We start from the raw sequence: 20,559 nt of genomic DNA, 5'->3' as shown, positions 1-20,559 counted from the left end.
CAATCTCAATGTCTTCATTCTAGTCTCAAAAACATATAATTAGGCCGCAAAAGACAGCACAAATTCCGAAAAATATCATATTAATCTAAACTCCAAATCACAGACCCAGAACCAAGACTGTATTGACCATGGCAGAGCCATAGACAACCAAAAGGTTAATGATAGCGAAGATGGTTGTCTTCGTAATTCTTTTGCAACTGCGTAAGCTTCACGGTTAATCGATTAAATCGCTTCATTGCATTACTGTTGCTGGAATCAAATAAATCGAGCCTAATTTCGGAACTATATCTGAGAAAGTCCCTGGGCTCACAACCACCTCCACCCTTCCAGGAATGGAAATCAGCGTGAATTGACGACTCAATCACAAGAATGTTGTCGTGAAAATCAGCAAGATCTGGGCGGTTGACCTTATCAAAAAGATGATGCCCATCAAGTGTCATTAGCTTGCCTCTTGCCTTCTTCTTTCCTGTAACTTGACAGGCATCTCTGGCAGCACGCTTTGCCTTCGCAATAGCATTATCAATTCTCTGTGGTGCAGCAGCAAGTCTCTTAATTTCGGTCTTAAAGCAATCCTCTACGACCTCTCCTACTGCCACCACCCACGCCTTACGAGACTTCGTGATACTTGAATTATGAGTCATATCTACTGCCATACTCGCGAGGCCCTTTTGACTCCATATTTTTTCACCTTTATCGCTTAGGAGAAAATGCTTTTCAAGCTCAAGCCCTTCCTCACCTTCAAGCAGGCCAGACTGACAAAGACGGTCAATGGAATTATTGATACCTTTGCCGTTAGTTTGCAAGATATTTATGCAAGTCTTCCTACTCACAAACCCAAGCTCACCTCTGACAGCAAGCAACGAACCTGACTCGATAAGCTCCTGCGTAATACGACGAGAAACAAGCATTTGCTTTAGTCGCCTACGCCGATGAGTAAGAGCCTCGGTAACGACCTTGATCAGGCCAGGTGTATTGCGATCGAAGTATTCAGCCAATGCCATTACACCTTCTTCATAAAAGCGTCTCTCGGGGTAATCACTTGAGGCATTGACGAACTCAAAATGCTCGCCCTCGACGAGATCCCATTCGTCATCATCATATGCATCAAAAAAATCAACGGTCTTATAAAGAGTATTAATCCTCTTGCCAAGCACTCTGGCAGTTTCGCGATCAGTAAGTAAATCTCTGGACATAACTTCTCCTCCTAATTCATCAAAGCAAGTACGGAGTCACGCATCTTCTGTAGACGCTCAAAGACCCTTGGATCACCTCCAACATCAGGGTGATGAGTTTTAACTAGATCTCGGAAGGACGCTTTAATATCTTCGGCTGTCGCTTTTTTGGATCTAATCCAAATACATGCCAAGGTCTAAAATTTTCAAGAACATTAATGCCATTAATGCATGCAGGGCCCTCAAGCCCCCTTTCCGACTCTGGGACTCCAACCCACCTTCGATAAAGCTTAAGCCAATCATCTTTAGTCTTGAAGCTGATATCCTCACCCGTCATTGACATTAAAAACGTCTTATTCTTACGCAACTCAGTTACACTCTTGCAGTTGAATTTAGCCAGAACTGCTTTCTTAGCTGTAGTCATTGTCATCGCTTTTGCCTTTGGCTTTGCAGGGCTTTTGAATACTGATCCATTGACCCTTTCAGCAAATTCAAGCAATGAATCGTGGGTGATTGATCCTGACTGGAGCAACCCTTGAATCAGAGACTCCACCTCAGGCTTTGTTAACTTTTTTGTTCGCGCCGCAGCCACAAAAAACTCACTCTTCTTCCAAGGCTATAGAACGGCAAACAACGAGAGAGGAAAGCTTTATATTGATCAAATTTTCTTGTCACAAAATAAACAATTTTTCTCCACTTTTAAGAAATTAAACATCCCTTCTGTTGCCGGACTCACCCCACTGGGGGAACGGCATGAACCGCAGCAGGCCCATGACTAACCAAGCCGAAGAGAAGAACTGTCCCGAGGGTTGCTAGCGACGTAATGACCAGTTGTTGTGCTCGACGAATGTCCGAGCGTCGCCTGGAGAGTGAAGACATCGACTCCTCTCTTTACCGCGTGCGTCGCATGGCTGTGCCTCAGCTGGTGTGGGTGGACGTGGAACCCGGCGGCTCGTCCCCACTTCCGGCAAACATCTCCAATTGCTTGGCGTGTGAGATGCCCAGCCCCCCTGGGACTAGGGAAGACGAAATCTTCCGCATCGCCGCGGCCCAGGTCTTGAAAGAGTCCAATCGTTGCTGGCGATACGCGAACAGTCCGCCGCTTAGATCCTTTGCCGAAGAGGTGAATCTGGCCTCCGTCATCGAGTGCCTCGATGTCTTTCCAACGGATAACCGCGATCTCTGAGACCCTGCAACCCAGCAGGTAACTCCCCTTAATCAAGGCGTAGTCACGTTGGGCGTTGGGGTCCAGGTGAGCGGCCCTGACGATGGCCGCGAACAGCAAGCCCATCTGCTCGTCAGACAGGCCACGGGTCGACTTCTCAGCGTGGAGCTGGGACCGGCCAGGGATCGGATTACGCGGCACCCCTGTGACCGCTGAGCGGCTTGGTTCAGCCGCCCATCGGTACAGGGAACTGATGGCAGCAATCCTGCGGTTAAAGGTTCGAGGCTTCATCAGCCCGTCCTCAACTTGTTCCCGCAGTTGGGACACCCAGTCCTGGCAGAAAGCAGGGTTGATCTCCCGCAGATGCAGATGTGGGTGATTGCGCTCGCGCCAGCGACAGAACTCCCTGATCTCAAAGCGGTAGGCCGCCCTAGTGGCTTCGGAATCAGTTCGGCTGCACTGGGTGATGAACCGCTTGATCAGCAAGGCATCGCCCCAGACAGCAGCACCGGCTTGGGCTGCATCAAAGAGACGGGAGACGTAAGCAAGCGCCTCCGCCTTGTCCATGCCGTCGAGGACAGCTGGCAGCGGTTTTGATGCGCTTTTTGATGCAAGGTGTTTTGACCCCGATGTCTTAACTAGCTCGGAGTCAGTGTTTGCAGTGTTGGAGGGGGCCTTCCAGCCCCCGTGAGTCAATTGGGTGATAAGGCTGACTTCACCCCATCTCCCTCAAAGGGTCAGGCAGCAACAGGGGCTGCTTGACGGGAGAAACGAACGATGTTGTTCGCAGTTACAGGTTTGCTCTCACCGAGCAGGCTTCAGTCACCCTCCTCATGCCCCGTCGAAACCATTGCAGCCCCGTGAGGGGGAATGGAGCTGAGCGGAATCGAACCGCTGTCCGAAACACTGGTGTGGATCACCTAGTCCGACGAAGCCGGACCCTGTCATTCTGACAGAAGTGGTGACCTGGAGCACAACGCCCTTGGGTCGAACAAACCGGCTATCTGCAGTTGCAGTTGTCCCTCAAGGCCTAGAAGCAGCAGGCGGCGAAGAAATCAGCGCCCTCGGCGCCCACGCGGTAAAGCCCGGCAGGCGTGCCGTCAGCTTCCAAGCAGACATGGACTGCCTTTACCGGCTGCACCTCCAGGCTCGACTGCCCTTCCGGCTGTTGCGCCAGGTGGCACGGTTCCCCTGCCAGGGCCGGGACGACCTCTACGACGGCATTCGCCAGGCACTCGACTGGGAGCGCTGGCTGCATCCATCGATGAGCTTCCGGGTGGATGTAACCGGAACGGCGCCGGGGCTGAACCACAGCCATTTCACGGCGTTGCAGGTCAAAAACGCCCTTGTGGACGCACAACGGGATCTGTGGGGGGAGCGTTCCTCCATCGATCTCGACGACCCCGACCTCTCCCTGCACCTGCACCTCGGCCGCGGGGAAGCACATCTGAGCCTCGATGGTAGTGGCGGCAGCCTGCACCGCCGTGGCTACAGGGCCGCCATGGGAGCGGCACCGTTGAAAGAAAATCTGGCCGCTGGGCTAATCCACCTGACGGGCTGGGATGGAAGCCAACCCCTCGTGGACCCCTGCTGCGGTTCAGGAGTGCTCCTGATCGAAGCGGCCCTGGCCGTATTACAGCAGGCCCCGGGGTTGGAGCGCCACTTTGCCCTCGAGGGCTGGGCCGATTTCCAGCCCGAACTCTGGGACAGGGAAGTTAATCGCGCCCGGCAACGGCGCAGGGGAGACCTCACCCTTCCCCCGCTCCTGGGGATCGAAGCGGATCCCACCATTGCCGATCAGGCCCGGGCCAATGTGGAAGCCGCCGGCCTGAGTGGAGTCATCCGCATCTGCACGGGCCGTTTCAGCGATCAACCCCTTCCGATTGGACCAGGGGTCTTGATCTGCAATCCCCCCTATGGCCAACGGATCGGCGATGAAGCGGAACTGGAGGCGCTGTATCGGGAGCTTGGCAACTACGCCAAAGGCCAGGCCAAGGGTTGGAAGCTCTGGTTGCTCAGCGGAAATAGGAACCTGACGGGAGCCCTGCGTCTGAAGGCCAAGCAACGGATCCCCGTCAGCAACGGCGGCATTGACTGCCGCTGGCTGCACTACGACATCCGCTGATCACACCCGTCCCATCACCGCCCGTACCGTTTTCATCAGTCCCTCCAGCGTCTGAGGCAGGAACGGCCCCTTCAGCACTTGGCCGCCAATGCGCAAGCTGATGCTGGCCAGCACCAGATTGGCCACGGAGAGGCTTAACAATGCGCGCATCCAATCCAGATCCCACTGGACCTGAATCCAAAGCAGCAACGACGCTTCCCCGGCCAGCAATGCCAGGAACATGGCGATGCCGCCAATGGCGAGGAACAAGCCACCGCTGATCAGTCGGCGTTTCTCCCGATCCACTTCCTGCAGGGCAATCCGCACATGCAAATCCATCACTGACGCCGCCAGTGCGGTCACCCGAGCTGCCGCTCCAAATCCGCGGGGAGAGTTCTGATCAGCCATCAGGAGCGCCGCCCCCCGCGAAGCATGCTGCCCAGTAGTAACCCAACACCAAGGGCAACACCCACAGCCAGCAGCGGTCGCTGGCGCACAGGTGCCTCGATCTTCGGCCGCAGGGTGCTGTTCAACTCATCCAGCAACTGTTCCAGTTGCTCTTCGAGGGGATCCAGGCTGTCGGCCCAGTCGCGGCTGCGATCACCGGCGCTGTGGAGAAGTTCCTCCAGTTGCTCCCGAACCCCTTGGGGCGTCAGTCCTGTGTTCTGTTCAATCAAACGAACCAACTCATCCACACTCCCCCGGGTGGCTTCAAGGGTGTGCTTAGCAAGATCCGGCCAGCGCTCCTGGATCGTGGGCAGCAGGCTTTCGAAGCGCTCACGGAAGTGGTGCTCGAATCTGCCGTTGGACTGCGGCAATGGCGAGGCCATAAAGACCGTTGGCAGGAAGCTTTAGAACGGTAGGGATACTGAAGGCTGAGGGAAAGTCTTTGCCGCGATACGCCCTCCTGCGTCACACCGGAGCACCGGACGACCCCTCTGGATGCCATGTCGATCTGCTGCTAGAGGACGGGGACAGTTGCCGAACTTGGCGGCTATCCACAGTGCCGCAACTCAACGAGGAGGCCCAACCGGCGGTTCCCCTGCCTGCGCATCGAAGGGTCTGGCTGGAACCCCGCAGTGCTGCCGTTTCGGGCAATCGGGGCTGGGCTGAACGGATTCATGCCGGCAGCTACAGCGGCGTGCTCCCGAAAGCCGCGGATGCAGACGTCACCCTGCAGTTCGAGGGCGACCTTCAGGGCTGCCTGAACATCGCCGCTGGGCACTGCTGCTTATCGAACCCTTGAGCCTTTCGTGGGTTCCGCTAGTTTCAGCCTGTTGACAGCTCCAGATCCTGTTGGTTCATATCAAACAGGTTGGGCTAACGCACTTTAAGTCGTTCGGCGGAGCGATGACGATCCCTCTTGAAGAGGGATTCACCGTCGTGACCGGACCTAATGGTTCCGGCAAAAGCAACATCCTCGATGGCGTTCTGTTCTGCCTGGGCCTGGCCACCAGTCGTGGCATGCGGGCTGACCGCCTGCCGGATCTGGTCAACAGCGGCATACTCAAAGCAGGCAAAGCTGCTGAAACAACCGTCAGCGTCCGCTTTGATCTGAGCGACTGGACACCCGATGCCGCCGAGGAAGGCCTGGAGGCACCGGCCGAGGGGCCGTGGATTCAATCGGGACAAACGGAATGGACGGTGACCCGCAAGCTGCGGGTGATGCCGGGGGGCTCCTACAGCTCCAGCTACAGCGCCGATGGGGTGCCCTGCAACCTGCAGCAGCTGCAGACCCAGCTGCGCCGCCTCCGGATCGATCCCGAGGGCAGCAACGTGGTAATGCAGGGGGACGTCACCCGCATCGTCTCGATGAGCAACCGCGACCGCCGCGGCCTGATCGATGAACTGGCAGGTGTTGCCTTGTTCGACACACGGATCGAACAGACCCGCCGCAAGCTCGATGACGTGCAGGAGCGCCAGGAGCGCTGCCGGATCATTGAGCAGGAACTGCTGGCCAGCCGCCAACGGCTAGAGAAGGACTGCGCCAAGGCCCGGCAATACCAAGAGCTCAGGGAACGGCTGCAGCTGGGACGCCGCCAGGAAATGGTGCTGGGCTACGAGGCAGCCCAGCAGGCTCTCAAGGATCTGGCCACGCGCCAACAGGCGCTGGAAGCCCAGGAACAGAGAGACGCCACGGCCATTGCCAACGGCCGAGAGCAGCTGAATAAGGCTGTGGCCGAACTGAACCTGCTGCAGGAGCAGGTGAAGGCCCTGGGGGAGGACCAGCTGCTAGCGGTTCAGGCGGAACTCGCTGGCCTCGACACCAGCAGCCGTGAACTGGAACGCCAGGCCAGCCTCCACCAAGAAGAAGGCCAGAAACTGCAGGTGCAGCGCCATGACCTCGCCACCTGTCGCCAGCAGTTGCAGCTGCAATCACGGGAGCTGGAACGCGATCCCAATCAGGACGCCCTGAACGCCGCAAAAGACAACTGCAAAGCCGCTGAAGCGGCAGTGAATATGTCCCGCCGCAGGCTGGCGGATGTAGCGGGCCGCTCCGGCACCTGGGTGGAGGAACAGAAGCGCCGCAGTGGTCGCCGTCAGGAGTTGCAAAGCAGCGTCGCTCCCTTGTTGGAGGAGCAACAGCAGCTGCAGGAAAGGCTGCGCCAGGAATGGGAACGGCTGGAGGAGCTCACCCAGGAGCAGCAACAGGACGGCGCCGACGGCGACGCCGTGCAGCAACAGCTCGCAACCCTGGAGGAGACCTGGCAAACCCTGCTGCAAGCCATTGCAGACGGCAAACAAAAGCTCCAGCAGACGGCCGAATCGCTAGCCATCCAACAGCGCACCCGCAGCCGGCTGGAACAGGAGCAGACCCGCTTGGAACGGGAGATCGCTCGTCTGGAGAGCCGGCGAGATGCCCTTCAGGAAAGTCGCGGCACCGGAGCCCTGCGCCTGCTGCTGGAGGCCGGCCTGGATGGCATCCATGGTCCTGTAGCCCAGCTGGGGGAGGTGGAGGATCGCCATCGCCTCGCCCTGGAAGTGGCCGCCGGAGCCCGTCTCGGCCAGGTGGTGGTCGACGATGACCGCATCGCTGCCCGCGCCATCGAACTGCTCAAGAGCCGCCGTGCCGGCCGGCTCACCTTCCTGCCCCTGAACAAGGTCCGCGCGCCAGGGGGCGGGGGCTCATCAGCCGTCTTCGCCCGTGGGGCACGCCCCGGTGGGGACAGCGGTGCTGGACTGATCGGCCGGGCCGTAGAACTGATGCAGTTCGAGCCGGTCTATGACCAAGTATTTGCTTACGTCTTCGGCGACACCTTGGTGTTCTCCGACCTGGCCAGCGCCCGCCAACAGCTGGGCCGTTCCAGGGCGGTAACCCTGGATGGGGAGCTGCTGGAGAAGAGCGGCGCCATGACCGGCGGCAGCGTCTCCCAGCGCAGCAGCAGCCTCAGCTTCGGCAGCAGCAGCGATCAGGACGAAGCCGAACCCCTGCAGCGGCGGCGGCTGGAACTGGGGGAATCCCTGGTGGCCTGCCGGCGAGAGGAATCGAAGCTGGCCCAACTGATCGAGCAGCAGAAACCCCAACTGCGCGAACTGGAAAAGCAACAGGCGGCTCTGATCGCCGAGCGCAATGCCGCGCGGCGCAACCACGGCCCCCTGCTCGAGCGCAGCCGCCAACGGGCCCAACGGCTCAGCAAATTGCAACAGGACCAGACCGAGCAACAGCGACGGCTCGAAGCCATCAGCGCTGCTCTTACGCCACTCACCGCGGAGCTCCAGGCCTTGGATGAGGCGGAGCGCAACAGCGGCAACAACGACGATGCCGCGGCCTGGGCCCAACTGCAGACGGAACAGGAAGCTGCCGACCAACAGCTGGAAACGGCCCACCGCGAGCGCGACCAGCTGCTCAATGCCCGCCGCGAGCGGCAGCTGGCGATCGAACGCCTGGGGGACCAGAAGAAAGCTCTGGCCGCCGAAGAAACCCGCTTGCAGGAGGCGGTGAAGGCCCTGGCCAGCACCCATGGGGCCTGGCGCCAGCACCAGACCGACCTCCAGGACAAGCGAAAACAGTTCGAGCAGCAGCAGACCGACCTGCAGGAGCTCTTCGGCAGCCAGCGCCGGGCCCGGGATGCCGCGGAAGCCGAGGTGGGCCGCCAGCGTCAGGGTCTGCAGCAGGCCGAATGGAATCTGGAGCGGCTCAAGGAAGACCGCGAAGGATTGATCGAGGAGCAGCGCAGCGGTGCGGTGCGCCTGCAGGAGATGGAGCAGGCCCTGCCGGCCCCAAGGCCGGAGATCCCGGAGGCCCTGCGCCTGGCGGGCTTGGAAGCCTTGCAGACCGATCTGCAAGCGATCCAGCAACGCATGGAAGCGCTGGAACCCGTGAACATGCTGGCGCTGGAGGAACTGGAGACCCTCGAAGAGCGGCTCAACGAACTAAACGAACGGCTTGAGGTGCTCAACAGCGAGCGGGAGGAACTGCTGCTGCGGATCGAAACGGTGGCCACCCTGCGCCAGGACGCCTTCATGGAAGCCTTCACCGCCGTGGATGGCAATTTCCGCGAGATCTTTGCCTCGCTCTCCGATGGTGATGGCCACCTGCAACTGGAGAACCCGGAGGAGCCCCTGGAAGGGGGCCTCACCCTGGTGGCACATCCCAAGGGCAAAACCGTGCGGCGCCTGGCCTCGATGTCGGGTGGAGAGAAATCACTCACCGCCCTGAGCCTCCTGTTTGCCCTGCAGCGCTTCCGGCCGTCGCCGTTCTATGCCCTCGACGAGGTGGACAGCTTCCTCGACGGCGTCAATGTGGAGCGCCTGGCGGCTTTGATCGCCCGTCAAGCCGAGGCAGCCCAATTCATGGTGGTCAGCCACCGCCGCCCGATGATCGGCGCAGCCCAGCGCACGATCGGGGTGACCCAGGCCCGCGGCGCCCACACCCAGGTGGTGGGTTTACCGGATGCCGCCTGAACGATCGGAGTTTTCGCTGTGCAATCTGAACGTGACAGGCGGAACCCCTGCGCCACAATGGTCTGAATGTCCATGGCCGAGGGCCCGCGCTTGACCCCGACCCCTACCCCAAACGACGCCATCACCACTGGCGTGCCCAGTGATCGCCTCTGGTTGCGCTCCGAACTGATGGGCACTCAGGTGATCACCCGTGACACCGGCCGTCGTCTTGGGGTGGTGGGTGAAGTGATAGTCGATATCGACCGCCGTGAAGTGGTGGCCGTGGGGCTGCGGGACAACCCCCTGACCCGTTTTCTGCCCGGCCTTCCGCGCTGGATGCCGCTGGACCGGATCCGTCAAGTGGGCGACGTGATCCTGGTGGATTCGGCCGACGCACTAAGCGAAAACTTCAATCCTGAGCGCTACAGCCGGGTGATCAACTGCCAGGTGATCACCGAGTCCGGCGAGCAACTGGGGCGGGTGCTCGGCTTCGCCTTCGACATCGAAACCGGAGAGCTCACCACCCTGGTAATGGGTGCCCTGGGTGTGCCCCTGCTGGGGGAGGGGGTGCTGAGTACCTGGGAAATGCCGGTGGAGGAGATCGTCAGCAGCGGCCCGGACCGAATCATTGTTTACGAGGGAGCCGAAGACAAGCTCAAACAGCTGAACAGCGGCGTTCTGGAAAAATTGGGAGTCGGTGGCCCCAGCTGGGAAGAGCAGGAGCGAGAGCGCTACCGGGTCAACCTAGTGCCCGTGGAAAATCAGCTCACCTCCGGCCAACCGCAGGAGCAAGAACAACGGCGTCTCCAGGCTTCAGAAGCCGAGCGGTTTGAGGCCGATGCGGAACTGGAATATGTGGAGCTGGAGGACCGGCGACAGGAGACCCTGCAGCAACGCCGCTACCTCGATGAGCCCCAGCGGTACAATGAGCAGCGCTACGCTGAGGCTCCCCGCTACGACGAGCGGCCGGCTAAGCGAGCACGGACCTACAACGAACCCGCGCCCTTCGAGCAGGAGCCTGCCTACGAAGAACAGGCTACTTATGACGAACTGCCCCCGCGGCGGGCTATGCCAGCCTCCCGCCGCGCTGTTCAGCAGTCGGACGAACCGCTGGATGTGGAACCGATGGAAGACGCAGCGCCCCAGCGCCGGAGCGAAGATCTCGACGATCCCTGGTGAACGGGCCTGAGGCGCCGACAGTCGTTCAGGACACCTTGAAGTTCAATGATGCGCTGTTGACGCAGTAGCGCTGGCCCGTGGGCGCGGGGCCATCGGGGAAGACGTGCCCGAGGTGGGCATCACATTGAGCGCAGTTGATTTCAGTGCGCACCATCCCGTGGGTCAGATCCTCTTTGGTGGTGATCGCCTCGGAACTCACACCATCCCAGAAGCTGGGCCAGCCCGTGCCCGAATCGAACTTGGTCTCAGAGCTGAACAGCGGCGCACCACAACAGACGCAGTGGTACATCCCCGTGGCCTTGTTGTTCCAGTAAGCCCCGGTGAAGGCCCGCTCCGTGCCGCCGCAGCGGGCTACCTGGAACTGCTCCGGTGTCAGGGATTGCTTCCACTCCTCGGCGTTGCGTTCGACCGGATTGGACGGGGTCATGGTCGTCGGAACCAAAGTGGAGGCGCAGCCTAGGAAGCGTTGAGCTCTCGGGGAAGCAACCCCCTCACCTCTGCAGCCAATGCGGCCACCGCCCCTGGTTCTCCCCGCAAGGCCTGGAGGTCCTGGCGCTGGCCCTCAAGCCGCTCGGGGGCGTTCAACCAATCGCAGGCCTCCTTCGCAATCTCCTCCGGGGTGATCGCCCCCACCCGCTCCGGCACCACGGTGCGGCTTGCACTGATATTGGGCCAGGCCATCAACCCGTTGTTGCGCAGACGCCAGAGGGTCAACAGAACCCCGATCAGACGCCGCAGACCCGGCAGACGCGCCAGCAGCCCCAGCCCGCCGTCCCAGGCCTGCATCACCTCCAGGTGCTGGGTGGGAACAATCACGATCATCGGCACCGCAAGGGCGCCGAGTTCGGCCGTGTTGGCGCCGACCGTGGTCAGCGCTAGGGCGCACTGGCTCAGGGGGCTATGGGCCGGATGCTGCTCCAGCAGACGAATCCGCGTCCCCGCCCCCGTCACCAACTCCGTCACCGACTCCCCTTGCTCCACCGACGCAACGGAGGCGCTGTAGCGGGCAGCAATCGGATTGGATGCGCCGGCGAAACGCAGCAGCTCATCAAGGCTGGTGGTGGGAGCCAGCGGCAACAAAAAACGGCATCCGGGTTGCAATCGGGCCAAACGATCGGCGGTGTCGAGCAGAAACGGCATGCCGACGCTCAATTTGGCCGGCTTGGATCCCGGCAGCAGGGCCACCCACTGGCCTTCGGGGAGGGGATCCTCGCGACGAGCGAAGGACGACAGATCCGCCATCAGATCGCCAACCACACGGCATCGGGGCAGGTAACGGACCGGTAGCTGGCGCCGCACCGCGTCCGACATCGCCGCGATCCGATCGTTCCAGCCCGGCCAACGCGCCACCCACTCGGCATAGGTGATGTGGCGGTAGCCGAGACGAGCCGAAAGCAGGACAGTCCAGAACTGATCACCGCCCAGGAACACCACCACACCCTTCTGCGGCCATGGGCCGTAGCGCTGGGGACGCAACAGCAACGACCAGAAGCGTCCTGCCGGCACGATGCACTCGAACAAGCCCCAGGGCTCTGCTGCCGCGCGCTCCTGGCCGGTGGCATTGGGGCAGGGCACCAACACCAGATGCAAGGACACTGGCACGCTCGAAGACCGGGGACGCAGGCGAAGGCTGGCGTGCAGCTGCTCTGCCAGGGGTCGAACCCAGGTGGTCAGCTCACCGGGACCGTTCGAGACCAGAACAACAGCCGGTCCTGGTTCTGCTGCGCGGGGACGAGCCAAAAAAAAAATGCGGATGGCGAGACTTGAACTCGCAAGGCCGAAGCCACACGCCCCTCAAACGTGCGTGTCTACCAATTCCACCACATCCGCGTGGTCAACTTCACCGCTCGGGTGATGTCGGAGTCAGATCATACCGGGCGGGGTCTTCGCTCTCGGCATCTTCGGTCGGCGCTGATACGATCCGGCGTCAGGCCTGAACATGCTGCGGGATGCCCATCGGCAAAGTGCTGATCGCCAACCGCGGCGAGATTGCCCTCCGGATCATTCGAAGCTGTCGCGAGCTCAGCATCGCCACCGTGGCGGTGTACAGCTCCGTTGATAAAGATGCTTTGCACGTGCAGCTCGCAGACGAAGCGGTCTGCGTGGGCGAAGCCCTGAGCAGCAAGAGCTACCTCAACATTCCCAACCTCCTGGCGGCCGCCACCTCCCGCGGTGCTGATGCCATCCACCCCGGTTACGGCTTCTTGGCGGAGAATGACAAGTTCGCCGAGATGTGCCGTGATCACGGCCTCACCTTTGTGGGACCGTCACCCGACGCGATTCGCTCGATGGGGGACAAGTCGACCGCCAAATCCACCATGCAGTCGGTAGGCGTTCCCACGGTGCCCGGCAGCGAAGGTCTGCTCAGCAGCACAAGCCAGGCGGCCACCCTGGCCGAGGAGATGGGCTATCCCGTGATGATCAAGGCCACCGCCGGCGGCGGCGGTCGCGGCATGCGCCTGGTTCCGGACGCCAGTCAGCTAGAGAGCCTGTACAAAGCAGCCCAGGGGGAAGCGGAAGCCGCCTTCGGCAACCCCGGCCTGTACATGGAGAAATTCATCGATCGGCCCCGCCACGTGGAAGTGCAGGTGCTGGCCGACCGCCACGGCAATGTGGTGCACCTTGGCGAACGGGACTGCTCGATTCAGCGCCGTCACCAGAAACTGCTGGAGGAAGCCCCCAGCCCGGCCCTGGATCCCAACCTGCGCCGCCGCATGGGGGAAGCTGCCGTTGCTGCTGCCCGAAGCATCAATTACGAGGGCGCCGGAACGGTGGAATTCCTGCTGGATCGCAGCGGTGGCTTCTATTTCATGGAAATGAACACCCGGATCCAGGTAGAGCATCCGGTGACTGAGATGGTCACGGGTGTGGATCTGATCGCTGAGCAGTTGTGCATCGCCGGTGGCGAACCCATCAGCGTGCGCCAGGAGGAGATCCAGCTCACCGGCCATGCGATCGAATGCCGGATCAACGCCGAGAATGCCCGGCACAACTTCCGTCCCGCCCCTGGACGCATTACCGGATGGCTTCCGCCAGGCGGGCCGGGTGTGCGCGTCGACAGCCACGTCTACACGGGCTATGACATTCCGCCCTTCTACGACTCCCTGATCGGCAAACTGATCGTTTGGGGCAAGGACCGCGACCACGCCATGACCCGGATGAAGCGGGCCTTGAATGAATGTGCCGTCACCGGGATCCCAACAACGGTGGAATTTCATCTAGAGATGCTGGATCGGCCGGAGTTCATCAACGGCGATGTGCACACCAAGTTTGTGGAGCAGGAGATGCTCCCCTGAGCTCAGGCAGCTGCCTGAGCGTGCATCAGAATCTGAGAGAGCAGCCCCTGCTGACCGACCAGCAACTCACGCACGAGGCTGATCAACCCCACCCAGATCACCGGGGTAACATCGACCCCACCGATCGGGGCGACCACGCGGCGGCTCACCGAGAGCACGGGCTCCGTCGGCCAAGCCACCAGGGACCAGGCGCCCTGGCTCAGATCGACCTGGGGGTACCAGGTGAGCACAATGCGCAGCAGGAACGCCAGGGTCCAGGCCGCTAGCAGCAAGCCCAGAAGCAAATGGAGGACTGGCAGGGCCTGGAGCAGCAGCGGCGTCACAAAGCTCAAAGCAAATCGTCCCCTCATCGTAGAAAGACGGCATCGCTTCTTAAGATGGGCAAGGCTTTGATGCAGACAGCAGCAACCCCATGACCCCCTCCCTTTCCAACTTCCTGAGCAGCCTCGTTTGGGGAGGTGTGATCGTCGTGATTCCTGCCACCATCGCCCTGATCCTGCTGAGCCAGACCGATCAAGTCGACCGCAAACTCTGATCTGCCCCTGGCGCCCCTCGTAGACTGACTCCTCAGCGGGAGCAAAGCTTTGGTTAACGCCAGCCTCAATTGGGCCAGCATAGTTGGCATCGTTTTGGCCGTCGGCGGCGCTCTGCTCTATTTCATGCGGTCGTTCAAGCCCGCCCTGGCGCGGGATTACGACGTGTTTTTTGCCGCCATCGGGCTGCTTTGCGGCGGCATCCTGTTCTTCCAGGGCTGGCGCCTCGACCCGATTCTTCAGTTCGGCCAGTTCCTGTTAGCGGGAACCACCGTGTTCTTCGCCTACGAAAGCGTACGTCTGCGCGGCGTCGCCACCGAGCAGGCACGGCGCTCCGCCTATTTCGATGACGAACCCGCGCCGGCCCGCCCCGCAGGCCCAGGGGGCCTGCGGGGCGGCTGGGATGACGGCGGTTACGACCGTTTTGATGAACCCCAGCCGGTGCTGCGGCGCTTCTCCGGCCGCGACGATGACGCCGAAGACCGGCCTGAAGAAGAGTTCTACCGGCCGCGACGCGCCAGCCGTGCCGCCATTCCTGAAGAAGCCGCCAGCCGTCGCTCCGCAGACCGTGATCAAGGCGGTTCCGGCTGGGAGCAAAACGACGAGCGCTCCCACCGCATGGCTCGCTTCCGCGCCGGCGAAGCCCGGGATGAGCCACGTCCCGACTTTGGCTCCAGGCGAACGGATCGAGAGGAACAACGCCGCGGCAGCCGGCCCGTGGGGCGGCCTGAGCGTCCTCCCGGCGCACCCGCCCCTTCAGGAGCCGAGGATGCCGCCTTCACCCCCAGCCGGAGTGCGACCCCGAACCGGGGACGCCCCAGCACCGACGCGAGTGCCGCGAGCGACTCCAGGCGATCCGCTGAAACGCCCCTGGCCTCGAACCGGTCCAGCAGCAACCGCCAACCCCCCCGCAGCTCACGGCCCTCGTCCGGCAGACCGCGGGATAACAGCTCCCGCTTCGACGACTAAGCCCGTTGCCTCGCTCGCTGCTGATCCTGCTCGCCAGCCTGATGCTGGTGGGCTGCAACGGTCGTAGTGAACGGGCCGGTGGTGGTTTGCTCGCCATCAGTCAGCAGGCACCAGCCCTGAGTGGCAGTGGTAAGTGGCTGGCGGTTGTCGGCGATCGCGGCGGCAGACCCACAGTGCAGCTGCGCCGTCTCAGCGACGGATCAGTTGTGTCTGTTCCTCAGCTGAGCCGTCATCAGCCCCACAGCTCCCCCTCCTTGAGCTGGAACGGTCGTTACCTTGCAGCGATCACTCAGCGGGGGCGCCGCCGACTCGCGGTGGTGACCGACCGTCTGAACGGCCGGATGCATCCCCTGCCGCTGCCGGGGGGCCGAGACCCGGTGCAGCTCAGCCTGGCGCCGGATGCACAACAAATCGCCCTGCAGGTGACGGATCAGGGCCGGTGGCGCATAGAGCTGCTGGATCTGAGTGATCTGCTCGAACCGGACCGTCCTCCGGGCCAGAGCCTCTCCACACCGGCGTTGTCGTCAGAGCGATGATTCGCCTCGCTCTGCTCTTCAGCCTGATGCTGGTGACCGGGTGCAGCAGCCCTAGGCCCACCCCCCGACCTGACCTCAACGGCCTGCTGCGTCAATCGGTGAACAGCCGTCGGGATCCATCCCTGGGGGGACGCTGGCTGGCCAGCCTGGGCCAACGCAATGGACGGGAGCGAGTCGAACTGATCGACCTACGCAGCCGCAGCCCCGTCCCACTGCCGGGCCTCAACCATGCTGATGCCCAACCGATCAGCGTTAGCGTCAGTGCCGATGGGCAACGCCTGGCCGTGGTCCAGCAACGGGACGACCGCACCGAACTGATGCTCTACAGGCGCAACGTCGGGGCGACACAACGGGTGCCCCTGGATCCACCGGGTGTGCCCCGCAGCGTCAGCCTGGACGGCTCAGGCCGGCGACTGGCGGTGCAGGTGAGCCGAAACGGACGCTGGGATGTGGATCTGATCCGCCTGCCCTGATCAGGGCAGCAGCCCCGCCCAGTGCAAAAAGGTGTCGCCGCTGAGCACCTCGATCAGCAGCATCGCCACAAACCCCACCATGGCAAAGCGGCCATTGACCCGCTCGGCATAGCCACTCCAGCCGAAGGCAGGCACATCGTTTGTGGTGGCGGACGTCTCCGGAACGGACGTGGTGTCAGGGGTCTCGCTGGTGGAGGTCATCCGGCCGGTTCAAGAACGCCCGAAGTCATAGCTGGTCGCTGGGATCAGCCGCCAGTCGCGATCGCCGCTGAGCTCCAGAACGGTGTCATGGAAGTCCTTCAGGGTTGGCCGGTGGCCCACGCTGATGAACGCCACCTCCCGGTCACGCAACAGGGAATAGAGGCGGGATTCGGTCTCGACATCCAGGGCACTGGTGGCTTCATCCAGCACCACGACCTTGGGCGAATTCAGCAACAGCCGCGCAAAGGCCAGTCGCTGCTGTTCACCCAGAGAGAGCAGCCGCGGCCAATCCTGCTTGATGTCAAGGTCGGGATAACGCTGCAGCAATTTGCCCAACATCACCTGATGCAAAACAGCCCGAAGCTGTTCATCGCTGAAACGGGCCTGATCGAGGGGATAACAGAGCTGTTCGCGCAGAGATCCCAGTGCCATGTAGGGCTTCTGGGGAATGAACAGCAGGTCGCCCTGCCCCGGGGAATAGACGGTGCCCGTCGGCGAGCCCCACAGGCCACTCACCACCCGCAGCAGTGAGGTCTTGCCACAGCCGGAAGGTCCCACCACCAGCAGCCCCTCAGCGTTGCCCAGGGAAAAACTGAGGTCTCGCACTAGCACGTTGTCGGTGCGCGGTGTTTTGACCGTCACCCCCTGCAGCGCCAGGCGCTCAGAGGGCACAATCCGCGGCACGTAATCACTCCACTCCTCTGGATCGAGGTTGGAGATGTTCGATTGAAAGCCTTCAAGCCGGTTGATCGATGCCGAGAACCGGGCCAAGGCTTCGATGTTGTAGACGATGAAAAACAGTGATCCCTCAACCAGGTTGTAGGCGACGTTCGCCTGAGCGAAGCCGCCGTAATCCATCTCCCCGGCAAGAATCGGAGCCGCAAGGATCAGGTAGGGGATGAAATTGCTGGCGTAGATGCTTGAACGCTGGAGCACCCGCAGCAGCACCTCCCAGACAATCAGCAGATTGAAGTTTTCAACGACGGTGGCCAGACGACGCATCACCTCCTTGGCTTCCTGTTGCTCTCCGGCATAGAAAGCAATCGATTCGGCGTTGTCCCGCACCCGCACGAGGCCATAGCGGTAATCCGCTTCAAAACGCAGTTGGAAATTGTTCAGCCGAACTAACTTTCGGCCGGCCACAATCATCAGGACAGATACCCCGGATGCATATGCCAGAAGGGCAAAGGTGAGCCCCTCACTCACCGAATAAAGGATGAGGATGTTGAGGGAAAAGGTGAGGATCGAGTCAAAGATATTCAGCACAAAACCAAGAGCCTGCGCCGTGAAATCACGCACGTCCTCGGAAATACGTTGATCAGGGTTATCAACATTGGTGGCCGCTTCATCATTGGGATTGAGCACGTAATAGGCCCGATCCCGCAGGTAATCATCTACCAGGCTCAGCGACAACCATTCCCGCCAGAACAGCCCCAGTTTCTGGGTAAAATAAAACTGCAGGCTGCGAATCGGCAGCGCGACCGCAAAACAAGCGCCGTAGATCCAGAGGTTGCGATACGACGCATCGCCGTCTTTGAAGATCAACGCATTGGTCAGATCCCTGGCGATGAATGTGATGCCGGCATTGATGCCGTTCACGCTCAAGAGCATCAGGATGATCAGGCCGAGAAACAACCAAGGCAGCCAGCGGCGATGCCTGAGTTGGCCCCGCACGGAGGCGAACACCACAGCCCCCAGGACGAACAGGGCACTGATTCCGGCACCCCATCCACGGGACCAGAGCATGGCCAGGGAGGACTGGACGCCACCGAGGTACTGGCCGGTCAACTCCGGCAACAGCCACGACAAGCCGTTCATCAACCCAGTGACCAGGAACAGCACGATCCCGGCCACACAGAAGAGAAGGCTCACCAGCAGTCCAACGAACTGCCAACCGTTGTCTTCGGTGTAAGGGAAGAAGTAGGGCTGCGAAAGCCGACGTAGCTTGGCGGCCTGATTGCGCAGATTCTGAAGCTGGTGGGTCATGCCACTGCTGAACTGTGCTCAGTCTGGCTGTCGCCGCGCCGCTTCGCCGCTGACATCAACCAGGAGGCCACGCCAGAGGACGCCCACCGATCACATGCACATGGAGGTGAAACACCGTCTGGCCAGCACCGGCGCCGCTGTTGATCACCGTGCGGAAATCATCCAGACCCTCCTGTTTGGCCAGGCGCGCAGCCACCAGCAACAGATGGCCTAGCAGGGCCGCATCTTCTGCAGCACCGGAGCGCAAACTCTCGATCGGCTTGCGGGGAATCACCAGCACATGAACGGGTGCCTGGGGGGCGACATCGCGAAAGGCCAGGCACTGCTCATCGCTGTAGACCTCATCGCACGGAATCTCGCCACGAAGGATCTTCCCGAAGATCGTGTCGTCTGCCATGGGCCTTGAAAACGAAGGAACAGCCGGACCGGTACGACAGCAGGGGCATGCATCTCCTGCGTCACCTTCCACAGAATGCTGGCACGTTGTCTCAGTGCATCCCTGCAAGGCCTGGAGGCCAAATCGGGTGGTGGTGGATCTCGCCCCGGGCCTGCCGGGCGTCCAACTGGTGGGCTGCCGGACAAAGCCATTCAGGAATCACGGGAGCGGGTCCGCTCGGCGCTGCGCAACAGCGGCTTGCGCGGCCCCCTGATGCGCGTGGTGATCAACCTGGCACCTTCCGATCTGCGGCAAGGAAGGCCCCTCCTTTGATCTCCCCATCGCCCTGGCCCTGTTGGTGGCCAGCGGGCAGCTCGCCCGCCCTCAGTTGGAGGGACTCTGGTGTACGGGCGAGTTGGGGCTCAACGGCAGCCTCAGGCCCTGTCGCGGGGTGATTGCCCTCGCCGAAAAGGCCAGCAGCATTGGGCCCAGGCCCTGGTGGTTCCTCCTGAGAATGCCCACGCAGCCAGCCTGATTGAAGGGCTAGTGATACGCACCGTACCCAACCTGCGCACGCTGGTGGAGCAGCTGAAAGGGGAGCAACCCTGGCCTCCCGCACCCTGGTCCTTTCGGCGGCAGGCGGCCACCATCTGCTGCTCGTGGGTCCCCCCGGCTGCGGCAAGACCCGCCTGGCCCATCAACTGCCGCGACTGCTGCCGGCCCTAAGCCGCAAGGAAGCGCTCTCCATCACGCGCATCCATTCCATCGCCGGCAATCTGCATGGCATCGATCAACTGCAGCAGCAGCACCCCTTTCGATCGCCACAACACAGTTGCTCCGCAGCCGCCTTGCTGGGCGGCGGACGATCATCTCGTCCCGGGGAGGTGAGCCTGGCCCACGGTGGCGTGCTCTTCCTCGATGAGCTGGCAGAATTTCCGTGAGCGGTACTGGATCAATTGCGGCAGCCCTTGGAGGACGGCGCCGTGCAGATCAGCCGTTCCCAGCAGAGCACGGTGTCCCCGGCCCTGATCACCCTGGTGGCCGCCACGAATTCCTACCCCTGCGGCTGGCATGGAGACCGCGGCTATGGCTGTCGCTGCAGCATCAGCCAGCGCCAGTGCTACTGGCCAGCGACTCTCCGGCCCGCTACTGGATCGGCGCTCCGCCAAGGGATGGCAGCGGTGCTGCGGCAAAGCGGAGCCATCGAGGCGGCGGCACTCGAGCTCTGGGAACAGTTGATCAACCAGCGCGGCCTGAGCACGCGCAGCAGCCTTCAACTGTTGCGCGTGGCGCGCACCATTGCCGATCTCAACGACCGGACCAGCGTCGATCGAATGCCGTGGCGGAAGCGAGTTGCTTCCACTGCGCCGATCTGCTCAAGCAACCTGGAGCTCAGTAGTCGCGGGCACGCTTGTCCGGTGTGTCCCGGTAGGGCTGGGTGCCGATCGGCGGGGGCTGGAGATGGCGGTCGTTGAACGAACCCAGCGCATGGGTCATCGCTTCACCGAACCACTGGAACCATTGAACAACTGTTGTTTTCATCACGTCCTCCTGGGTCTTTCTTCAGTGTGAAATCACTGATAGAGGACGACAACAGGTGTTTTCACCGGTTCTGCGCCAGCTCAGTAGGACGGAGCAATGGGACTCTCGATTTGTTCAGTCTCAGCCGGCTCAAGCTTGAGCTG

General features: G+C 61.5%; 23 protein-coding genes, 1 tRNA gene and 1 pseudogene. 13 read left to right on the top strand and 12 right to left on the bottom strand.

The window, feature by feature from the left end; all coding sequences use genetic code 11:
- Positions 1 to 155 precede the first annotated feature (155 nt).
- The 3 genes from ACGVJ8_RS03110 to ACGVJ8_RS03100 form a co-directional block, all read right to left on the bottom strand.
- Positions 156 to 1,193, bottom strand: coding sequence for a hypothetical protein (locus tag ACGVJ8_RS03110; RefSeq protein ID WP_392345436.1), 1,038 nt, complete (start codon positions 1,191 to 1,193; stop codon positions 156 to 158).
- A gap of 103 nt (positions 1,194 to 1,296) precedes the next feature.
- Entirely contained in the window at positions 1,297 to 1,764 is a 468-nt protein-coding gene (locus ACGVJ8_RS03105) for a J domain-containing protein (RefSeq protein WP_392345435.1), read from the bottom strand.
- A gap of 183 nt (positions 1,765 to 1,947) precedes the next feature.
- Entirely contained in the window at positions 1,948 to 2,904 is a 957-nt protein-coding gene (locus ACGVJ8_RS03100; protein ID WP_392345434.1) for a tyrosine-type recombinase/integrase, read from the bottom strand.
- Between the two features lie 415 nt (positions 2,905 to 3,319).
- Here ACGVJ8_RS03100 and ACGVJ8_RS03095 point away from each other — a divergent pair, with 415 nt between their 5' ends.
- The gene (locus ACGVJ8_RS03095) at positions 3,320 to 4,462 is read left to right on the top strand and encodes a class I SAM-dependent RNA methyltransferase (protein WP_392345433.1); all 1,143 of its coding nucleotides are present in this window, start codon (positions 3,320 to 3,322) and stop codon (positions 4,460 to 4,462) included.
- On the opposite strand, the gene ACGVJ8_RS03090 is transcribed toward ACGVJ8_RS03095, so the two are convergent.
- Together ACGVJ8_RS03090 and ACGVJ8_RS03085 are read right to left on the bottom strand one after the other, a co-directional pair.
- Positions 4,463 to 4,849, bottom strand: coding sequence for a phage holin family protein (locus ACGVJ8_RS03090; protein WP_392345432.1), 387 nt, complete (start codon positions 4,847 to 4,849; stop codon positions 4,463 to 4,465).
- Entirely contained in the window at positions 4,849 to 5,271 is a 423-nt protein-coding gene (locus ACGVJ8_RS03085; RefSeq protein ID WP_392345431.1) for a YqjD family protein, read from the bottom strand. Before ACGVJ8_RS03085 ends, ACGVJ8_RS03090 begins: the two co-directional genes overlap by 1 nt.
- 59 nt (positions 5,272 to 5,330) lie before the next feature.
- Here ACGVJ8_RS03085 and ACGVJ8_RS03080 point away from each other — a divergent pair, with 59 nt between their 5' ends.
- From ACGVJ8_RS03080 to ACGVJ8_RS03070, 3 genes are all read left to right on the top strand, one after another.
- Positions 5,331 to 5,687 (top strand): hypothetical protein, encoded by a 357-nt coding sequence (locus tag ACGVJ8_RS03080; protein WP_392345430.1) that lies wholly within the window; start codon positions 5,331 to 5,333, stop codon positions 5,685 to 5,687.
- Positions 5,688 to 5,737: 50 nt separating this feature from the next.
- Positions 5,738 to 9,346 (top strand): chromosome segregation protein SMC, encoded by a 3,609-nt coding sequence (gene smc / locus ACGVJ8_RS03075; RefSeq protein ID WP_392345429.1) that lies wholly within the window; start codon positions 5,738 to 5,740, stop codon positions 9,344 to 9,346.
- A 90-nt stretch (positions 9,347 to 9,436) separates the two neighbouring features.
- Positions 9,437 to 10,504: a PRC-barrel domain-containing protein gene (locus tag ACGVJ8_RS03070; protein ID WP_392345439.1), complete on the top strand. Its 1,068-nt coding sequence runs from the start codon at positions 9,437 to 9,439 to the stop codon at positions 10,502 to 10,504.
- 25 nt (positions 10,505 to 10,529) lie between these two features.
- Here the strand turns inward: ACGVJ8_RS03070 and msrB are convergent, their stop codons facing one another.
- The 3 genes from msrB to ACGVJ8_RS03055 all read right to left on the bottom strand — a co-directional run bounded on the left by msrB (position 10,530) and on the right by ACGVJ8_RS03055 (position 12,334).
- On the bottom strand, positions 10,530 to 10,931 hold the full coding sequence (gene msrB, locus ACGVJ8_RS03065) for a peptide-methionine (R)-S-oxide reductase MsrB (protein WP_392345428.1): 402 nt from the start codon (positions 10,929 to 10,931) through the stop codon (positions 10,530 to 10,532).
- A 29-nt stretch (positions 10,932 to 10,960) separates the two neighbouring features.
- Entirely contained in the window at positions 10,961 to 12,244 is a 1,284-nt protein-coding gene (locus tag ACGVJ8_RS03060; RefSeq protein WP_392345427.1) for a glycosyl transferase, read from the bottom strand.
- A gap of 8 nt (positions 12,245 to 12,252) precedes the next feature.
- Positions 12,253 to 12,334: transfer RNA gene (locus ACGVJ8_RS03055), tRNA-Leu, on the bottom strand.
- Between the two features lie 119 nt (positions 12,335 to 12,453).
- Here ACGVJ8_RS03055 and accC point away from each other — a divergent pair.
- On the top strand, positions 12,454 to 13,800 hold the full coding sequence (gene accC, locus ACGVJ8_RS03050) for an acetyl-CoA carboxylase biotin carboxylase subunit (protein WP_392345426.1): 1,347 nt from the start codon (positions 12,454 to 12,456) through the stop codon (positions 13,798 to 13,800).
- Between the two features lie 2 nt (positions 13,801 to 13,802).
- On the opposite strand, the gene ACGVJ8_RS03045 is transcribed toward accC, so the two are convergent.
- The gene (locus tag ACGVJ8_RS03045; RefSeq protein ID WP_392345425.1) at positions 13,803 to 14,123 is read right to left on the bottom strand and encodes a YggT family protein; all 321 of its coding nucleotides are present in this window, start codon (positions 14,121 to 14,123) and stop codon (positions 13,803 to 13,805) included.
- Positions 14,124 to 14,212: 89 nt separating this feature from the next.
- On the opposite strand from ACGVJ8_RS03045, the gene psbX reads away from it, so the two are divergent.
- The 4 genes from psbX to ACGVJ8_RS03025 are packed head-to-tail and all read left to right on the top strand — an operon-like array spanning position 14,213 to position 16,311.
- The gene (gene psbX, locus ACGVJ8_RS03040) at positions 14,213 to 14,335 is read left to right on the top strand and encodes a photosystem II reaction center X protein (protein WP_115009364.1); all 123 of its coding nucleotides are present in this window, start codon (positions 14,213 to 14,215) and stop codon (positions 14,333 to 14,335) included.
- A 49-nt stretch (positions 14,336 to 14,384) separates the two neighbouring features.
- Entirely contained in the window at positions 14,385 to 15,302 is a 918-nt protein-coding gene (locus ACGVJ8_RS03035; RefSeq protein WP_392345424.1) for a Ycf66 family protein, read from the top strand.
- Between the two features lie 5 nt (positions 15,303 to 15,307).
- On the top strand, positions 15,308 to 15,838 hold the full coding sequence (locus ACGVJ8_RS03030; RefSeq protein WP_392345423.1) for a TolB family protein: 531 nt from the start codon (positions 15,308 to 15,310) through the stop codon (positions 15,836 to 15,838).
- Positions 15,835 to 16,311, top strand: coding sequence for a TolB family protein (locus tag ACGVJ8_RS03025; protein WP_392345422.1), 477 nt, complete (start codon positions 15,835 to 15,837; stop codon positions 16,309 to 16,311). Before ACGVJ8_RS03030 ends, ACGVJ8_RS03025 begins: the two co-directional genes overlap by 4 nt.
- Here ACGVJ8_RS03025 and ACGVJ8_RS03020 read toward each other — a convergent pair whose 3' ends face one another.
- Genes ACGVJ8_RS03020 through ACGVJ8_RS03010 form a run of 3 tightly spaced genes read right to left on the bottom strand, consistent with a single transcriptional unit; the run spans position 16,312 to position 18,895 of the window.
- Positions 16,312 to 16,512 carry a chlorophyll a/b-binding protein gene (locus ACGVJ8_RS03020; protein ID WP_006851497.1) on the bottom strand — a complete coding sequence of 67 codons (201 nt, stop codon included), beginning with the start codon at positions 16,510 to 16,512 and terminating at the stop codon, positions 16,312 to 16,314.
- A gap of 9 nt (positions 16,513 to 16,521) precedes the next feature.
- A complete protein-coding gene (locus ACGVJ8_RS03015; protein WP_392345421.1) occupies positions 16,522 to 18,498 on the bottom strand; it encodes an ABC transporter ATP-binding protein/permease in 1,977 nt (658 codons plus the stop codon).
- Positions 18,499 to 18,553: 55 nt separating this feature from the next.
- Positions 18,554 to 18,895 (bottom strand): histidine triad nucleotide-binding protein, encoded by a 342-nt coding sequence (locus ACGVJ8_RS03010; RefSeq protein ID WP_392345420.1) that lies wholly within the window; start codon positions 18,893 to 18,895, stop codon positions 18,554 to 18,556.
- 75 nt (positions 18,896 to 18,970) lie between these two features.
- Here ACGVJ8_RS03010 and ACGVJ8_RS03005 point away from each other — a divergent pair, with 75 nt between their 5' ends.
- From ACGVJ8_RS03005 to ACGVJ8_RS02990, 4 genes and pseudogenes are all read left to right on the top strand, one after another.
- Positions 18,971 to 19,207, top strand: coding sequence for a magnesium chelatase domain-containing protein (locus ACGVJ8_RS03005; RefSeq protein WP_392345419.1), 237 nt, complete (start codon positions 18,971 to 18,973; stop codon positions 19,205 to 19,207).
- Between the two features lie 25 nt (positions 19,208 to 19,232).
- Positions 19,233 to 19,409, top strand: a complete 177-nt coding sequence (locus tag ACGVJ8_RS03000; RefSeq protein WP_392345438.1) for a hypothetical protein — start codon at positions 19,233 to 19,235, stop codon at positions 19,407 to 19,409.
- A gap of 70 nt (positions 19,410 to 19,479) precedes the next feature.
- Positions 19,480 to 19,941 (top strand): annotated as a pseudogene (locus tag ACGVJ8_RS02995) (ATP-binding protein); the annotation flags it as partial.
- A 105-nt stretch (positions 19,942 to 20,046) separates the two neighbouring features.
- Positions 20,047 to 20,349 carry a hypothetical protein gene (locus tag ACGVJ8_RS02990; RefSeq protein ID WP_392345437.1) on the top strand — a complete coding sequence of 101 codons (303 nt, stop codon included), beginning with the start codon at positions 20,047 to 20,049 and terminating at the stop codon, positions 20,347 to 20,349.
- Positions 20,350 to 20,559: the final 210 nt, after the last annotated feature.

The sequence above is a fragment of the Parasynechococcus sp. genome, from assembly GCF_042954245.1.
GTDB lineage: Bacteria > Cyanobacteriota > Cyanobacteriia > PCC-6307 > Cyanobiaceae > Parasynechococcus.
This window is presented reverse-complemented; position numbering and strand designations above follow the sequence as displayed.

Bases quoted from the DNA above. Each gene is read 5' to 3' on its own strand.
- ACGVJ8_RS03110 (WP_392345436.1), bottom strand. From the start codon at position 1,193: ATGTCCAGAGATTTACTTACTGATCGCGAAACTGCCAGAGTGCTTGGC.
- ACGVJ8_RS03100 (WP_392345434.1), bottom strand. From the start codon at position 2,904: ATGGACAAGGCGGAGGCGCTTGCTTACGTCTCCCGTCTCTTTGATGCA.
- ACGVJ8_RS03090 (WP_392345432.1), bottom strand. From the start codon at position 4,849: ATGGCTGATCAGAACTCTCCCCGCGGATTTGGAGCGGCAGCTCGGGTG.
- ACGVJ8_RS03085 (WP_392345431.1), bottom strand. From the start codon at position 5,271: ATGGCCTCGCCATTGCCGCAGTCCAACGGCAGATTCGAGCACCACTTC.
- msrB (WP_392345428.1), bottom strand. From the start codon at position 10,931: ATGACCCCGTCCAATCCGGTCGAACGCAACGCCGAGGAGTGGAAGCAA.
- accC (WP_392345426.1), top strand. From the start codon at position 12,454: ATGCCCATCGGCAAAGTGCTGATCGCCAACCGCGGCGAGATTGCCCTC.
- psbX (WP_115009364.1), top strand. From the start codon at position 14,213: ATGACCCCCTCCCTTTCCAACTTCCTGAGCAGCCTCGTTTGGGGAGGT.
- ACGVJ8_RS03025 (WP_392345422.1), top strand. From the start codon at position 15,835: ATGATTCGCCTCGCTCTGCTCTTCAGCCTGATGCTGGTGACCGGGTGC.
- ACGVJ8_RS03020 (WP_006851497.1), bottom strand. From the start codon at position 16,512: ATGACCTCCACCAGCGAGACCCCTGACACCACGTCCGTTCCGGAGACG.
- ACGVJ8_RS03015 (WP_392345421.1), bottom strand. From the start codon at position 18,498: ATGACCCACCAGCTTCAGAATCTGCGCAATCAGGCCGCCAAGCTACGT.
- ACGVJ8_RS03010 (WP_392345420.1), bottom strand. From the start codon at position 18,895: ATGGCAGACGACACGATCTTCGGGAAGATCCTTCGTGGCGAGATTCCG.
- ACGVJ8_RS03005 (WP_392345419.1), top strand. From the start codon at position 18,971: ATGCTGGCACGTTGTCTCAGTGCATCCCTGCAAGGCCTGGAGGCCAAA.
- ACGVJ8_RS02990 (WP_392345437.1), top strand. From the start codon at position 20,047: ATGGCAGCGGTGCTGCGGCAAAGCGGAGCCATCGAGGCGGCGGCACTC.